Below are 14,600 nucleotides of genomic sequence, written 5' to 3'. Positions count from 1 at the left end.
AAAGGACTGTGCATGCGTGCCATCATCCTCGCAGCGGGCCTCGGCCTGCGTCTCCAGCAACCGCCGCAGGCACAGTTCCCGAAGTGCCTGTTGCAGTTCGACGGCATGAGCCTGCTCGAACGGCATCTGCAAATGCTGGAAACCGCCGGCGTGACCGACGTCGTGCTGGCGCTCGGTTTTCAGCCGGAATCGGTGCAGGCGGAACTGGAGCGGATCAATTGGCCGCATAAGGTGGAAACGGTCCTGAACTCGCGTTACGACCTGGGCAGCGTGTTGACGGTGCACACGGTGGCCGAGGCGCTGACGCGCGGCGGCGACGTGCTGCTGATGGACGCCGACGTGCTCTACGACGAGCGCATTCTGAGCGCGCTGGTGAAGGGTGAGACGGTCAACCGCCTGTTGATCGACCGTGACTTCGAAGCTGGCGACGAACCCGTCAAGCTGTGCCTGAAAGACGGCGTGCCGGTCGAATTGCGCAAGCAGCTCGCTGTCAATCTCGACTACGACACCATCGGCGAATCGGTGGGCTTCTTCCGCTTCCGTCAGGAAACCGCGCAACGTTTTGCGGAGATCGTTGCGGGCTACGTGGATAGCGGCCGGGCCAACATGCCGCACGAAGAAGCGGTGCGCGACCTGCTGCTGGAACGCAGCCAGGTGTTCGACACGGCCGACGTGACCGGCGCGCCGTGGATCGAGATCGACTTCCCGAACGACGTCGCTCGCGCAAGCACCGAGATTCTGCCGCAGCTGCAACCGCTGGTCAGTGCATCGCGCTAAGTCTCGTCAAGTCTCGCTTCTGAATTACCGCTGTATTGCATGGTGAGCCGACTGTATGCCGGCTCACCATCGCGTCGATTTTCTCCCCTTCTGTTTTTTCGCAATCAACTCAGCTTCGTTGCGCGCTCAACTATTGGGCGGCAGATAGCAATGCGTCGTCTGTGCAAGTACGAAAAGGCTTCACTTAACAACATCTGTTGTCGATGCGATGCCATAATCGCAGCTTTACACCGACGGCCTTGCAACCCGTCGTCATGCCAATGCCTCTCGCTTTAGGCACTTTCATCGTTCCGCTGATCGTCGCGTGTGCGATGTTCATGGAAAATGTGGACGGCACGGTCATCGTGACGTCGCTGCCCGTTCTGGCGCGCGATCTCGGCCAGGACCCCATCACCCTCAAGCTCGCCGTGACGGCTTATGTCATCGGCCTCGGCGTCTTCATTCCGATTTGCGGCTGGGTTGCTGACCGCTTCGGTTCGCGCACGGTGTTTCGCACGGCAATCGGCGTCTTCATGGCCGGCTCGCTGATGTGCGCGGCGTCCACGTCACTCGGCACCTTCGTGGTTGCGCGCTTCGTGCAAGGCCTCGGCGGCGCGATGATGGTGCCGGTAGGGCGCATCATCATTTTTCGCTCGGTGCCGAAGTCGGACTTCATTCGCGCGGTCAACTATCTGACGGTGCCCGCGTTGCTCGGGCCGGTACTCGGGCCGCCGTTGGGTGGTTTCATCACGACCTATCTGCACTGGCGCTTGATCTTCTTCATCAACATTCCAATCGGCCTGCTGGGTATCTGGCTCGCGAACAAGCACATCGCCAACGTGCGTGAAGCGCATCCCGGCCGGCTCGACTGGACCGGCTTCGTGTTGTCGGCGAGCGGGGCGTCGCTGTTCATGCTGGGGCTCTCGCTGGTAGGCGGCGAACTGGTGTCCAACACGGTATCGGTCAGCATGTGCGTGATCGGCGTGCTGCTGCTGGTGGTATACGTGTTGTACGCGAACCGCGTCGAATTGCCGGTGCTCGATTTACGGCTGTTGCGCATTCCGAGTTTTCACGCGAGCGTGGTGGGCGGCTCGCTGTTTCGCATTGGCCTCGGCGCGGTGCCGTTTCTGTTGCCGCTCGCCTTGCAGGAAGGTCTGGGCATGACCGCGTTCAAGTCAGGGTCGATTACCTGCGCGTCCGCATTCGGCTCGATCTTCATGAAAGCGGCTGCGTCGCGCATTCTCGAACGGTTCGGTTTTCGCACGGTGCTGATGTTCAATGCCGGTTGCGCGGGACTCGCGATTGCCGTCTACGGTCTGTTCTTTCCTGGTACGCCGCATTGGTTGATCTGGTGTGTGGTGCTGTTCGGCGGCTTTTTCCCGTCCTTGCAATTCACCTCGTTGAATACGTTGGCGTATGCGGATATTCCAAGCCGCGACGTTGGCCGCGCGACGAGCGTCGCGAGTGTGATCCAGCAAATCTCGTTGGGGCTCGGCGTGACGATTGCCGGCATCGTGCTGCAAATCTCGCATAACGTGCAGGGTCATTCGACGATCGTGTTCTCCGACTTCTGGCCGGCGTTTCTCGTGGTCGGCTTGTTCTCGTTCCTGTCGATTCCGGTGACCGCGCGCTTGCCGCAAGGCGCCGGCGACGAAATCGCACGCGGCAGCCGCGGTAGCGCCTGAGTGTTCAACCCAGCGCGCGCTGCGCTTCGTGGTGCGGCGCACCGATTGTGTTCGACGCCGATTCGAGCACGGCTACTCGCGGCAATTAGCGTCGTTAGATAGGGTAATTTTTGTGTGCTGCAACATGCACCATATGCGTGCAACAGCTTCGCAATTGCCGGACCGGCATGTTATAAGCCCAAGGCAGCTTTTGTTATCGTCAGATGAAGAAGTCGTCTTGGGGGATATAACCAATGAAGTTGTTTCACAACGCCAAGCCGTCCGTTAGCGGACTTGCGCTGGTCGCACTCATCTCCGTTTCGAGCGGTTTTCTCGAAGCTACTCCAGCCTTTGCCAAAGCGCCCGAGAAAGCGCAGCCGGCAGTTCTCACGGCGTCCGCCATTGCGGTAGCCGACAAGTACAGCGCCGACGCCGCGGAACAGATCTTCAAGGAAGGCGGTAACGCCGTCGACGCGGCAGTCGCGATTGCCTTCACGCTTGCCGTGACGTATCCGGAAGCGGGCAATATCGGCGGCGGCGGTTTCATGACGCTGTATGTCGACGGCAAGCCGTACTTCCTCGACTATCGCGAACGCGCCCCGCTGGCCGCGACGAAGAACATGTACCTCGACGACAAGGGCGAGGTCATCAAGGGTATGAGCCTGTTCGGTTATCGCGCGGTGGGTGTGCCGGGCACCGTTGACGGCATGTGGCAAGCGCAGCGCCGCTTCGGCAAGCTCAAATGGAAGCAGGTGCTCGCACCGGCCATTCATTACGCACGTGACGGCTTCGAAGTCAGCGAGCAGTTGCAGCAACGCCGCGACGACGCAGCGAAAGACTTTGCCGGCAAGACCAACTTCGATACCTACTTCGGCAACCTGAAGCAGGGCGTCAACTTCAAGCAACCGGATCTCGCCGCGGTGCTGCAGCGTATTTCGGATCAGGGCGCGAAAGACTTCTACCAGGGCAAGACGGCTGATCTGATCGCGGCGTCCATGCGCGGTCACGGTCTGATTACGAAGGCCGATCTGCAACAGTACAAGGCGGTCTGGCGTCAGCCGATCCAGGCGGACTGGAACGGCTATCGCGTGATTACCGCGCCGCCCCCAAGCTCGGGCGGTATCGGTCTCGTGCAGTTGCTGAAGATGAAGGCCGACATTGCGCCCGACTTCAAGGACGTCACGCTTAATTCCGCGCAATACGTGCACCTGATTGCTGAGATCGAGAAGCGCGTGTTCGCCGATCGCGCGCAGTATCTCGGCGATCCGGACTTCTACAAGGTGCCGGTCGCGCAACTGACCGACGACGCGTACATCGCCAAACGTGCCGCGGAAGTGAACCCGAATACGCCGTCGGATACGAAGAGCGTGCAGCCGGGTCTGGGCACAACGATGCCGGAGAAAGCGGAAACCACGCACTTCTCGGTGATCGACAAGTGGGGTAATGCGGTGTCGAACACGTACACCATCAACGGCTACTTTGGGTCGGGTGTGGTGGCGGATCGCACAGGCATCGTGCTGAACGACGAGATGGACGACTTCTCTGCGAAGCCGGGTGTCGCGAACATGTTCGGCGTGGTGGGCAGCGACGCGAATTCGATCGAACCGAAGAAGCGCCCGTTGTCGTCGATGAGCCCGACGATTCTGACGAAGGACGGCAAGGTGTCGCTCGTGATCGGCACGCCGGGTGGCTCGCGTATCTTCACGTCGATCTTCCAGGTGATCAACAACATCTACGACTTCAACATGCCGTTGCCGGAAGCCGTGGGCGCGATGCGCTTCCATCACCAGCTGTTGCCGCCGAACACGATTTTCTGGGAGCCGTACAAGCCGATCGACGGCGAGCTCGCCAAGCAGATCGAAGCCAAGGGCTACACGCTGAAGGGGCAGGATTTCAGCGGCGACATCCAGGCGATCAAGGTCAATGGCGATACGCCGGAAGCGGCAGCCGATCCGCGCGGCCGTGGTGTGACGCGGGTGATCCAGTAAGCGGTTGGCTTCAATCGCTTAGGTGCAGTTGAAAGTGCAGTTGAGCGGCGCGTCTTTGCTGATGCGCCGCATGCAGAAAAAAGCCTCGCGCTTAATTGAGTGCGAGGCTTTTTTATTTTCCACCACTGCCAGTCGAGTGAATCAGCTCGTCTGCTCCACCGGCGTCAAGGTCAATTCGAGCCGTTGCGCGCCGCGTAACACGGTCACGTTAACCGGCTTGTCGATACGCGAAACATCGAGCGTGCGTTGCAGGCTATCGACATCTTGCACCGCGAGCGCATCGATCGCGACGATCGTGTCATCGGTGCGCAGACCGCCGAGCGCGGCCGGGCTGCCTTTGACGATTTCCATGACGTGCACGCCGCTCTCCGAACTCAGGCCGAAATAGCGCTGCACGCGGCGCGACAGCGGCCTCGTGGTGCCGGCCACGCCGATGTACGCGCGCCGCACGCGGCCGTGCGCGAAGATCTGCATGATGACCCACTTGGCCGTATCGATCGCGGTGGCGAAGCAGATCGCTTGCGCGCCGGGAATGATCGCGGTGTTCACGCCGATCACCTGGCCGGCCGAATTAATCAGCGGGCCGCCCGAATTGCCGGGATTGAGCGCGGCATCCGTCTGGATCACGTCGTAGATCATGCGGCCCGAATTCGAACGCAGCGAGCGGCCGAGTGCGGAGACGACGCCGGTCGTCACGGTTTGCGCGAGGCCGAGCGGATTGCCGACCGCGATCGCGATCTGGCCGACGCGCAGCTTCGACGATTCGCCGAGTTCGACATGTGGCAAGGGCTCCGGCGAGCCGATGCGCAGCACGGCCAGATCGCTGCCGGGGTCGTCGCCGACCAGATCGGCATCAAATTTAGCGCCGTCGGCGAGCGTCACGGTGATGTGCGTGGCGCCGTGCACGACGTGGCTGTTGGTGAGCAGATAGCCGTCCGGCGTGAACAGAAAACCCGAACCGGTGCCGCCGCGTGCGCCGCGGCTATCGCGCCCGGACGGCGCGCCGGGCAGCCGGCGTTCGACGGAAATGAAGGCGACCGCCTGCTGAACGCGTTCCAGCGCGCCGATCACGGTGCGGGAATAGGCGTCGAGCAGGGCGTCGTCGGATAAAGCGGTGAGTGGATCGGACCCGGGGGCGTCGGATGCGGCGCGCGACAGGTCATCGATGAAGCGTGGACGGCTTCCCATGGCGATGCTCCGGATAAACGGGAATCCAGATGCGGGGCGGCGGGCGGGTTTTTCAAGTGCGGACACACGCCATGCGAACCTGTCTGGCGCTACCATGCCAACAAGGAGATAGCCGCCATGAACTCGCCCGCAGCGTCGACAGAGTCACTCGAACCGCGCATCGAATCCCTCAGCGCCATCACGCTCGCCACCGGCAACATGCCCCGCGCGGTGCTGTTTTACGAAGCGCTCGGTTTTCCGATCAAATTCGGTGGTGCGCAGGAAGCGTTTACCTCGTTTGCATTCGGCGGTTCGTATCTGAACCTGATCGTCGATTCGCGTGCGCCAGTCAACTGGTGGGGCCGCGTGATCATTTATGTCTCGGATGTCGACGCGCTCTACCGGAAGGCGCTGGCAGCGGGTTTAAAGCCGTCGCTCGAACCGTCCGATGCGCCGTGGGGCGAGCGTTATTTCCACATCACCGATCCCGACGGCCACGAACTCAGCTTCGCGAAACCGTTGCGTTAGCGCCGGGTGGCCGCGCTAAACTCGCTATCATGGCTGAGCTATAAGGTGCGCAAACCGCCGGCGAGCGTCCGTCGCCCCAAGGCGCGGTGGCCGCGCTGGTAACACGGTTGACACTTCGCGCTTCGATAATCGAACCCGTTCGCGACGCGTATGCGCCGCGCGCCTAACCATTTCCGTTGCCAGGAGAGTCGCAATGAAAGAGCTGGATCCGAGACCCGAGGCCGAAGTCATGGCAGAACGGCAGCGCCGTTTCGAGGAGGACCTCATCGATGCCTACGACGAGGAACTCGAAATGGAGGTCGACGACCGTATCATTGACGGCGCGGACGGCTTCACGCCCGAGCATCGCGAGGCGCGCAAGGTGTACTTCCGTGAGCTGTTCCGTTTGCAGGGCGAGCTTGTCAAACTGCAGGACTGGATCGTGCAGACCGGCCATCGGCTGGTGGTGATTTTCGAAGGGCGCGACGCGGCGGGCAAGGGCGGCGCGATCAAACGCATCACGCAGCGGCTCAATCCGCGCGTCTGCCGCGTGGCGGCGTTGCCGGCGCCGAACAACCGTGAACGCACGCAATGGTATTTCCAGCGTTACGTGTCGCATCTGCCGGCCGGCGGCGAAATGGTGCTGTTCGACCGCAGCTGGTACAACCGCGCGGGCGTCGAGCGCGTGATGAATTTTTGCAGCGACGACGAGTACGAAGAGTTTTTCCGCTCGGTGCCGGAATTCGAAAAGATGCTGGCGCGAAGCGGCGTGCAGATTCTCAAATACTGGTTTTCGATTACGGACGAAGAACAGGAAATCCGCTTCCAGAACCGCATCCACGACCCGCTGAAGCAGTGGAAGCTGAGTCCGATGGATCTGGAAAGCCGGCGCCGCTGGGAAGCCTATACGCAGGCGAAGGAAGTCATGCTGCAGCGCTCGAATATTCCCGAGGCGCCGTGGTGGGTCGTGCAGGCGGTCGACAAGAAGCGCGCGCGCCTGAACTGCATTCACCATCTGCTGAGCCAGGTGCCGTACCACGAGATCGAGCACCCGCTCATCGAATTGCCGGCGCGGGTCTATCACGACGAATACAGCCGCCAGCCGGTGCCGTCGTCGATCATCGTGCCTGAAATTTATTGATCGATCTTCGGCTCGATTGAATGAAAAAAGCGCGGCAAATGCCGCGCTTTTTTTAACTTCGCTGGCGCCGGACTTGCGCCCGGCACCAGCGATTTCAGCAGTTTCAGAACACCATCCGGAACAGCCAGTACAAGGCGCCCGCCAGCGCGATCGAGACCGGCAGCGTCAGCACCCACGCGAGGATCAGGCTGCGCACGGTGCCCCATTGCAAGCCGGAACCGTTGGCCGCCATGGTGCCGGCCACGCCTGACGACAGCACGTGTGTCGTCGAGACCGGCAAGCCGTACATGTCTGCCGCGCCAATCGTCAGCATCGCCACCAACTCAGCCGAAGCGCCCTGTCCATAGGTCAGATGCTGCTTGCCGATCTTCTCGCCAACGGTGACAACGATCCGCTTCCAGCCGACCATCGTGCCGAGACCCAGCGCAATGGCCACCGCGACCTTCACCCACGTCGGAATGAACTTGGTGGCGTGATCGGTCTGCGTCTTGAAGTTGTCAATAGCTTTGGCGTCTGCCGCCGAGAAAGCCGGCTGCTTGCTTTTCTCCATCAGACGAATGGCTTCGGACGCGACATACATGTTGTTGCGCACGTTATCGACGATGTTTTGCGGCACGGTTGCTATCGATCCCGACTCGCCGACCTGCTGGCCAATCAGGTCGGTCAGTTGCTGCAAGGCCGGCACCGTGGCGGGCGTCAACTGACGCGTGCGCACATAGGCTTCGACATCGCCACGCGGATCGGCGGACGGCGCCACGCCTTGGGTGTACTTGGCGAGCGTGGCCGAGGCCTGGTGCGCGACCGCGAGATATGTCTGCGTTTCTGCCGGAGTGACGGCCTTGTTCAGTGCGTACGCCGTCGGCACCGTGCCGATCAGGATCAGCATGATGAGGCCCATACCTTTTTGCCCGTCGTTCGAACCGTGCGCGAACGAAACGCCCGTGCAGGTCAGAATCAGCAGGCTGCGAATCCAGAACGGGGGCGGTTCCTTGCCTTTAGGCTCGGCATATAACGCCGGAACCCGCACCACCGCCTTCAGGATCAGCAGCAACAGGCCGGCGGCAAGGAAGCCGACCAGCGGCGAAAACAGCAGCGACTTGCCGACGCCGAGCGCCTGATTCCAGTCCACGCCACTCGTGCCGTTGGTGCCGTGCATCAGCTGATTCATCAAGCCAACGCCGATGATCGAGCCGATCAGCGTATGTGAGCTCGACGACGGCAGTCCGAAGTACCACGTGCCGAGATTCCAGATTATCGCCGCGATCAGCAGCGCGAAGACCATCGCAAAGCCCGCGCTGCTGCCCACTTGCAGAATCAGTTCGACAGGCAGCAGTTGCAGGATGCCGAATGCCACTGCGCCCGATGAAGTCAGTACACCGAGGAAATTCCATCCGCCGGACCAGACCACCGCAATGTTCGGCGCGAGCGAATGCGTATAAATCACGGTGGCGACCGCGTTGGCCGTGTCATGAAAGCCGTTGACGAATTCGAAGCCGAGTGCGATCAGCAGCGCGAAGCCGAGCAGGAGATAGGGCAGGAACGAGGCTTCGCGAACCGGTTCTAGATCGGTTGCCAGATGCACGGCGCAATAAGCAGCGCCGATCGCAATCACGACGAGGAAAACGATGAGGCTGAGATGACGCCCTTTTCCAGTTGCGGCGCCCGGTTGCGGGTACGAAAGTTCCGGCATGGCTTGAGCCCTAAAGTTTGTCGCGGAACTGCCGATCCTGCGGTGCCTGTGTGTCGTAATGATGACAATGGCGTGACCGTTATGCGGGACGGGCGTTCGCGGAAAGGTATATACAGATTGGCGCTACGGGAAAGGCTGCCGTCTGCGCGGCGCGGTGGAACGATAAGCGGTCCGAAAAGAACTACGCGCGAAGCGCGCCTCGGCAACGGAACGGATTTGCCGGTTCAACTGCCGCCGGGGTCGCAAATGAACTCGCGCGACCTAAGTGTTCGCTACAAATGCGACGGATTGCGGTCCATGCAACGCGCATTTGTCTTGCGGCCATCCTGGTGCAGTTTAGGCGACGCGTCGGCGGATATCCACCAGGACCTTTTTTTGCTAGGCTGACATCAAAGGGCCATCTGAAGGACATTCGATGAAGCGGGCGAGCCGGAAAATCGACAAACAGGCTGCGGACAGCAAGCCGGCCGGCGTGGAACCCTCAGCGGAGGCAGCCTTTGCGTCGTACGCGGCGCCCCTTGTCGATGACGCGATCGAACTCGCCAATGCGGTGCGCGAAGACGCATCGCCGGAAGCGCTGCACAAACTGCGTGTGTCGCTGCGGCGCTTGCGCTCGTTGTGGTGGGCGTTCGAACCCTTGCTGGACAAAGGCGAAAATACGCGTCAGCGGGCGCTGTATAAGTATTTGGCAACTGCCGCCGGCAAGACGCGGGATTGGGACATTCTGATCGAGCTGATCGCGCAGGAGGAGCGCGTTGCACATGAGATGACGCCCACGCTCCAGGCAGCGCGCGGCGGCGCGTTGGAAACGAGCCGCGAAACGCTTTCAAACGCGGACGTCAAACATTTGCTGCAAGACGCCTTGACCAGCGCCAATAAGGAATTGAACACCGCCCGTGAGCGCGTGCCGCTGCAAAAATTTGCCGACAAGCGCGTGACCGCTTCTGAACGTTCGCTTAAGAAACGTATAAAACGTGCGTCTCGAGCGAAGCGCTCCAACTACACCGCATTTCACGACGTCAGAAAGGCGGGCAAGAAAGTGCGCTATCTGCTCGAGTTTTTCGAGCCGGTTCTGAGCGGCAGCCACAAACGCACCCTGAAGCGGTTAAAGCAGATCCAGAAGCGTTTCGGCACGCTGAACGATATCGTCGCAAGCGAAATGTTGCTACGCGACAATACGGACTTGCTTGCTGGGTCCGGCGACACCGATGCAGCGCTTGACTGGCTGAAGAAGGAGCGCAAACGGAGGATGCGCTCGGCGGCAGGACTGTTGCGCAAACTGTGATGCGGCTTGAAGGGCGGTCGCACGCAAGCCGTTTTCTCAGGCGGGGTGATCACTCAGGACTTGCCCCGGTGCTTTAGCCGCGTCGTGGGGCAAACCCGCGCAGCGTTACCGCGCCGCGAACTTCACCGTAGGGCTCCTGCTTGCTTTTGCGGGTGGTCTCATCCGTTTGCGGAAGAGGTTCGACGGGAAACCCGCGCCTTTGCCAGGCGTCGAGGCCGCCCCTCAGTGCACGGATCCGCGTGTAGCCGTTCAGGCGCATCCGTTGCGTGATCTCCATGGCGGTCGCGCTGTCCGGGCAAATGCAATAAATGACCATGTCATAGACGAGCAGCGCGCCGTCGATCTGCTCAGGCGAGTGCGGGTCGAGCACCAGCACACCCGGGATGGCGCGCGGCGCTTCACCAGTTGAGGCGGGTGGGCGGGCATCCAGGACCTTGGGTGGCGTGATGCGCCGCCATCCAGCGAGTGTCGCTTGCGAAGCAGCCGCGGAGGCCGCGTCCGCGAGACGGCGTCGTTCGCGGCGTCGCTGCTGCAGGCGGTACACCAGATAGGCCAACGCTGCGGCCAGCAGGATGTCGAGTACCGTGCCGCCACGTGCTTTGACGAACGCGAGCAGCATATGCAATTGTCTTTCCGCCGCGGCGCCGCCGAGTAGCCAGAAGGTGGCCCACACCAGGGCGCCGACGAGGTCCCATAAAGCGTAGATGCGGCTGTCCACCGCGGTCGTGCCCATGAGCGGCGGCGTGATGAGTCCGAGGCCGGGGACGAACTTCGAGATCGACACGAGCCCTACGCCGAAGCGCTCGAATAGCGAGCGGGCCTTGTCGACCCTGGAATCGATCGCCGGGGAGATCCGGCCGAGGGCGGCGATCAGTTTGCGGCCGTAGATGCGGCCTGCGGTGAACCACGCACCGTCGCCGATGAGCGCGCCAAGCACGGCGGCAAACAGGATCGGCCAGAAAGACAGCGTGCCGGCGGCAATCGCCGAGCCCGCGAAGAGCAGCACGGGGACCGCTGGGATCGGCAGGCCGAGCCGAGTCAACAGGACGTTCACAAAAACGAACACGCCGCCCCAGGTTGACACCGCCGACGACGGAAACTCTACCAATTGCGGAACTCCTGTTGTGACGGTTGGGCCGCGCTGCGGCGGGAGCGTGTTTTGCCGGGTTGCAAAGTGCGTTCCTGAGAGCGTTTATCTATGCGCGCGTTCGGTTCGTGTCCAGGGTGGGATTCTATTTCGATCAGGATACTCGATGAGCCTGCGGGCAGCGCCGGGCTGTCCTGCCTGAGCGTAAGCCGGATTCGCGCAGGTGTTTCGTGCAGACAGATTCCTGTTCGATCTGATGGCGCTCCTTCTCTTTGGCGGGTGCATTCTCTGCAATTTCGTTCAAGACCGCACTTGTGCGTCGCCGCTAACGTGTCAGCTCGTTCAACGGAACAGGACAGTAGCATGAGCTCACGGTACGTCGGATACCTGTTTTGCGCGCTGGCGATGATCGGCGTCGGCAGCACGGTGGTCGTCAGCAAATCGATCGCAAGCGGACTGCCGCCGTTCAGCGCGACCGCACTGCGCTTTGCCATCGCGTTTCCCCTATTTGTGCTGGTGATGCGCTGGCGTGGCGTACGCTGGCCACGTCTCGATCGACACGATACGTTGCTCGTGATCGCCCAGGCGGGGGCGGGCAGCGTCGGTTATACGGTGTTGCTCATCAGTGGCATGAAGCTCGCCTCGGCCGCCGATGCCGGCGTGATTGCCGGCACCCTGCCGGCTGTGTCGGCTGTGGTCGCCATGCTCGCGCTGGGTGAGCGCCCCGCGCCTGCGTTGATCGGTGCGATTGGCCTCGCCACCCTGGGCGTGCTGGTGTGCACCGTGCGTATCGATGATTTCACCACGCCGCATGCCGCCAGTTCGCTGACAGGTAACGCGCTGGTGTTCGCGGCGATCGTGTGCGAGGCGCTCTTTATCCTGCTCAATCGCAAGTTGCACACGCCGGTCGCGCCGCTGCCGCTATCGGCGTTGATGTGCGGCATCGGCTTCGCGGTGGCGCTCGTGCCGGCATGTTTCGAAAGGCCCTGGAGTATGCCGTTCAATGCGAGCGCCCTGAACGGTGTGCTGTACTACGCGCTCGTGCCGACCGTGGCTGGCTTTGTGCTCTGGTATGCGGGGGCAGCGCGCATCAGCGGCGCGGAAGCTGGGCTCATGACCGCGCTCGTGCCGGTGAGCGCGGTGGCGTTGGCTGCTGTCGTGTTGCGGGAGCCTGTGAGTGCGGCGCAGCTTGCGGGCGTTGCATGCGTGCTCGGCGCGGTGTTGCTGGCCACCTTCGGCCAGATGCGTACCGCACACAGCACGGCGTGAGGCGGCAGCTAATGCCGCAGCCTGATTCGCGGTGCGACCGAAGTGCTGTCAGGTATTGGCGACCGCCACCACGCCCGGATTGCCCACGATCGACAAAAACTCGCGACGCGTCGACGGATCGGTACGGAACGTACCCAGCATGCGCGAGGTGACCATTGTGACGCCGGCCTTGTGCACGCCGCGGGTGGACATGCACTGATGGGCGGCTTCGAGAATCACGCCGACGCCTGCCGGTTGCAGCACTTCGTTCAACGTATCGGCGATCTGCACCGTCATCTTTTCCTGGATCTGCAGGCGCTTGGCGAATGCATCGACGAGGCGCGCCAGCTTCGAAATACCGACCACCCGATGCTCGGGCAGATAGGCAACGTGTGCGCGCCCAATGATCGGCACCATGTGGTGTTCGCAATAGCTTTCGAAGCGGATATCTTTCAGCACGATCATTTCGTCGTAGCCGTCCACTTCGGAAAAGGTGCGGGCGAGGATCTCACGCGGATCGATCTGATAACCCGCGTAGAACTCCTCATAAGAGCGCACCACGCGAGATGGCGTATCGATCAGGCCTTCGCGCTCGGGATTGTCGCCGGCCCAACGCAGCAGCACGCGTACTGCTGCTTCAGCTTCTTCACGGCTGGGGCGGTCTACTGCGGCCGCGGGTTTGGTTTTCTTCGCTTTGCTGCTGGCCATCCGTCGCTCCTCTGGGATTGCGCGTCGACGCTCAACGGAGCGCGCGGGTTCAATGAGTGCGGCCATTGTTCCATGTTTTAGGCCGCATCGTGTCGATGCCCCCTCTCGCGGTCAGGGCGTGTGCTTACTTTGGCCACTCGTCCATGTCGTCGTTGAAGAGTTCGGCGACGATACCGCGCAGCCAGCTCGCCCGCGGATCGTTATGAAACTTGCGATGCCAGTGCTGCCGCAGATCGAAGCGCGGCAACGGCAGCGGCGGCTCGACCAGCGTGATCGACGCATGCTGCGACACGTACGCGAAGCCGATGGCGTGCGGCACTGTGGCGAGCAGATCGGTGCGCGCGAGGATGAACGGCAGACTCATGAAGTGCGGTGTTTCGAGGACGGCGCGGCGCTTGATGCGCTTCTTTTCCAGGTAATGTTCGAGGACTTCCTGACTGCGTCCTTCGGCGCGCACGACGGCGTGGCCCGACGCCACGTACTGAGCCAGTGTGAGGGGCGCCTTCGCAAGGGGATGCCCCGTGCGCATCAGGCAGATGAACCGATGGGTGAAGAGCCGTTGCTGGAAGAAGTTATTGCCCGACAGATCGGGGAAATAGCCCACGGCGAGATCGACGTCGCCGGATTCGAGTCCACGTTCCACGTGCGAGGGCGAGAGCGACACCGAGCGCAGATTCGCATGCGGCGCGCGTTCGGCGAAGAGTTGCAGCAGCCGCGGCAGGAAGACGATTTCGCCGACGTCGGAGAGTGCGAGGGAGAAGGTATGGGTGCTGGTAGCGGGATCGAAGTCCTGCACGTCGAGCATGCCTTTCTCGATGCGCAGGAGCGCATCGCGGGCGGCGGGGAGGATGGCGAGCGCGCGGGGTGTGGGTTCCATGCCCTTTGAGGTCCGCACGAAGAGCGGATCGTCGAAGTATTCCCGCAGGCGGCCTAACGCGGTGCTGACGCGGGGTTGGCTGACGCCGAGTTGCTCCGCTGCGCGGCTGACGTTGCGGGTGTCTTCCATTGCGACCAGGTAGGGGATTAGGTTTAGGTCCAGGGTTGTGTCGGGCATGCTGATTTTTTTGCCTGCGGCGCTGAGGTTTGGATATTCGCTGCGTAGATAGAGGGTAGTGTAATCATCTTGGTTTGGGATAGTGGGTTTTCTGCCTGCTCGGCGGTTTTGTCAGTGTTCCTGGGGCTTTGGCCTTTCCTTGATCTGGCTTTGGTGCCTTTCCTTGCATTGTTAGTGGTCTATTAGTGTTGCCCCTGTGCGGGGCGGCACTGTAGTGGTCAAGCGATCCTGGACACCGGCAAAGGGTATTTTTAAAAAGTCGAAGCTTCGTACCGCGTCGGCGGCATCCTGTCTGTTGCCGAATG

The 14,600-nt window shown here is 61.8% G+C and carries 12 protein-coding genes; 7 read left to right on the top strand and 5 right to left on the bottom strand.

The window, feature by feature from the left end; all coding sequences use genetic code 11:
- Positions 1-12: 12 nt before the first annotated feature.
- The 3 genes from BM438_RS21215 (at position 13) to ggt (ending at position 4,408) form a co-directional block, all read left to right on the top strand.
- Positions 13-777: a phosphocholine cytidylyltransferase family protein gene (locus BM438_RS21215; protein WP_093637238.1), complete on the top strand. Its 765-nt coding sequence runs from the start codon at positions 13-15 to the stop codon at positions 775-777.
- A gap of 260 nt (positions 778-1,037) precedes the next feature.
- Positions 1,038-2,441, top strand: coding sequence for an MFS transporter (locus BM438_RS21210; RefSeq protein ID WP_093637235.1), 1,404 nt, complete (start codon positions 1,038-1,040; stop codon positions 2,439-2,441).
- A 233-nt stretch (positions 2,442-2,674) separates the two neighbouring features.
- Positions 2,675-4,408, top strand: coding sequence for a gamma-glutamyltransferase (gene ggt, locus BM438_RS21205; protein WP_093637232.1), 1,734 nt, complete (start codon positions 2,675-2,677; stop codon positions 4,406-4,408).
- A 141-nt stretch (positions 4,409-4,549) separates the two neighbouring features.
- Here the strand turns inward: ggt and BM438_RS21200 are convergent, their stop codons facing one another.
- Entirely contained in the window at positions 4,550-5,596 is a 1,047-nt protein-coding gene (locus BM438_RS21200) for a S1C family serine protease (protein ID WP_093637229.1), read from the bottom strand.
- 117 nt (positions 5,597-5,713) lie between these two features.
- Here BM438_RS21200 and BM438_RS21195 point away from each other — a divergent pair, with 117 nt between their 5' ends.
- The gene (locus BM438_RS21195) at positions 5,714-6,103 is read left to right on the top strand and encodes a VOC family protein (protein ID WP_093637226.1); all 390 of its coding nucleotides are present in this window, start codon (positions 5,714-5,716) and stop codon (positions 6,101-6,103) included.
- A 193-nt stretch (positions 6,104-6,296) separates the two neighbouring features.
- Positions 6,297-7,223 (top strand): polyphosphate kinase 2, encoded by a 927-nt coding sequence (gene ppk2 / locus BM438_RS21190; RefSeq protein WP_093637223.1) that lies wholly within the window; start codon positions 6,297-6,299, stop codon positions 7,221-7,223.
- Positions 7,224-7,326: 103 nt separating this feature from the next.
- Here ppk2 and BM438_RS21185 read toward each other — a convergent pair whose 3' ends face one another.
- Positions 7,327-8,913 (bottom strand): inorganic phosphate transporter, encoded by a 1,587-nt coding sequence (locus BM438_RS21185; RefSeq protein ID WP_093637220.1) that lies wholly within the window; start codon positions 8,911-8,913, stop codon positions 7,327-7,329.
- A 415-nt stretch (positions 8,914-9,328) separates the two neighbouring features.
- Here BM438_RS21185 and BM438_RS21180 point away from each other — a divergent pair, with 415 nt between their 5' ends.
- A complete protein-coding gene (locus BM438_RS21180) occupies positions 9,329-10,198 on the top strand; it encodes a CHAD domain-containing protein (protein WP_093637217.1) in 870 nt (289 codons plus the stop codon).
- Between the two features lie 73 nt (positions 10,199-10,271).
- Here the strand turns inward: BM438_RS21180 and BM438_RS21175 are convergent, their stop codons facing one another.
- A complete protein-coding gene (locus tag BM438_RS21175) occupies positions 10,272-11,306 on the bottom strand; it encodes a VTT domain-containing protein (RefSeq protein ID WP_093637214.1) in 1,035 nt (344 codons plus the stop codon).
- Between the two features lie 342 nt (positions 11,307-11,648).
- Here BM438_RS21175 and BM438_RS21170 point away from each other — a divergent pair, with 342 nt between their 5' ends.
- Entirely contained in the window at positions 11,649-12,554 is a 906-nt protein-coding gene (locus BM438_RS21170; RefSeq protein ID WP_093637211.1) for a DMT family transporter, read from the top strand.
- Positions 12,555-12,602: 48 nt separating this feature from the next.
- Here BM438_RS21170 and folE read toward each other — a convergent pair whose 3' ends face one another.
- Both folE and BM438_RS21160 read right to left on the bottom strand, forming a co-directional pair.
- On the bottom strand, positions 12,603-13,241 hold the full coding sequence (gene folE / locus BM438_RS21165) for a GTP cyclohydrolase I FolE (RefSeq protein ID WP_054040621.1): 639 nt from the start codon (positions 13,239-13,241) through the stop codon (positions 12,603-12,605).
- 124 nt (positions 13,242-13,365) lie between these two features.
- The gene (locus tag BM438_RS21160; protein WP_093637208.1) at positions 13,366-14,295 is read right to left on the bottom strand and encodes a LysR family transcriptional regulator; all 930 of its coding nucleotides are present in this window, start codon (positions 14,293-14,295) and stop codon (positions 13,366-13,368) included.
- Between the last annotated feature and the right edge of the window lie 305 nt (positions 14,296-14,600).

The organism is Paraburkholderia aspalathi (genome assembly GCF_900116445.1).
GTDB classification, from domain to species: Bacteria; Pseudomonadota; Gammaproteobacteria; order Burkholderiales; family Burkholderiaceae; genus Paraburkholderia; species Paraburkholderia aspalathi.
Note: the sequence above shows the minus strand (reverse complement) of the source record. Positions and strands in the feature narration are given on the sequence as shown.